Source organism: Staphylococcus rostri, from assembly GCF_002902145.1.
Taxonomy (GTDB): Bacteria; Bacillota; Bacilli; order Staphylococcales; family Staphylococcaceae; genus Staphylococcus; species Staphylococcus rostri.
Genome location: NZ_PPRF01000152.1, coordinates 1 through 1,451, shown reverse-complemented (window position 1 = coordinate 1,451; position 1,451 = coordinate 1). Strand labels below are relative to the sequence as shown.

The window sequence follows — 1,451 nt, the reverse complement described above, 5'->3', positions numbered from 1 at the left end:
ATAATCAAACAAATACTTTGAATTACCACGATATTGATAATCAAATCCCATCATAATTATTGTACCTTCTACAATTTGTAAATCCAGGTAATTTCTGATTTCTCTAGCTTTTTTTGCATTTCTTCTTTCATGAACTTTGCGCCTTAAATTGTAAATCAACGGCTTTAAATAATAATTGTTGTTTAACTTGTTTTTAATCTTAATTTTTCTGTTATTCTTTTCTACTTCACGAGCAAAATAAAAATTAATTTTATTTTGCCTGTGAAGTCTAAATAATTTTTTCATTTTAGCAACTTCTAGGTTTTTGACGACACCTTTTGAAAACGCATAATTATATAATGGTAGTACACCTCTCGGTACCTTTATATCTGGGCTATATGCATTGATAATTTGCATTGATGATTTAATAAAATCATTTCTCATTTTTGAGTCATTTGGCAATCTTTTTTCTGCATACATTAATGCTCTATAAATGAAGTATTTATTTACTTGATATGGTGTATAGGGATCTCTATAACCCTCCAATAATTTTGCTGCTGTATTTTCAATTGCCATTAAAAATGAATCTCTATGCTTTGTACCTGAATAATCTGTTTTAGTAGTTGAATTGTCATGAACTCTCACTTTGTACAGTATATTAGAAATTACTGGGACGCGATACGCTTTTAATGCACATGCTACATAGAATTCAAAGTCTTCGTAAATGTATCCTTCACCATAACGAATATGATGTTTTTGTAAGAAAGATCTTTTGTATAATTTATTCACGCTAAAGTATGTTGAACAAGCCAATAACATTTCTACTGTATTGCGATATAATGCTAACTTAAGATTATACCTTTCTTTATTGACATACTTAGTTTCACCGGTTTCTGGATAATAATAAGCCCATTCAAAAATCACGAAATCGTTTTCTTTTGAACCGTTCAATCTGTGGTATGCCATTTCTAATGTCTGTTCTTCAATAAGATCATCCGAATCTAAAAATAAGATTGATTCGCCTGTAGCCATGTCAATCCCTTGATTTCTTCGAGCTCCTTGACCTTTATTTTCACCATCGTCATAAAGCTTATAATGAATATTCTTCTTTGTACTACTTTCAATAAATTCATTAATTACCTGAACTGAACGATCTTCTGAGCCATCATTGATTAAAAGTACTTCAATATTATCATTGAATGTTTGATTTTCGACGGATTTTAGTGTCTCAACAATATACTCTTCGGCATTAAATACAGGTATTATAACTGAAACTTTATTTTTATTATCCAATTTGCTTCCTCCGGTATATACTCTGTTTTTTTACATTTTTTATAATCCTACTTAAAATTGAAGGATTATCAATTTTATACTTGGTATCATTTTTAATAATTATAATTTTACTTCTGATAAATAAAGAAATCAATGGTAATTTAATTTTATAAAAATTTTTGCTAAAATCATTAATAGGC

2 protein-coding genes are annotated in these 1,451 nt (G+C 28.5%); both read right to left on the bottom strand.

Annotation, left to right across the window (positions count from 1 at the left end; all coding sequences use genetic code 11):
• The coding region (locus CD122_RS11570; protein WP_206167774.1) for a glycosyltransferase family 2 protein at positions 1 to 1,272 on the bottom strand (1,272 nt) is incomplete at its 3' end.
• Positions 1,265 to 1,451, bottom strand: a 187-nt coding sequence (locus CD122_RS12200; RefSeq protein WP_206167773.1) for a hypothetical protein, incomplete at its 5' end; no start/stop codon positions are given. The genes CD122_RS12200 and CD122_RS11570, both read right to left, overlap by 8 nt.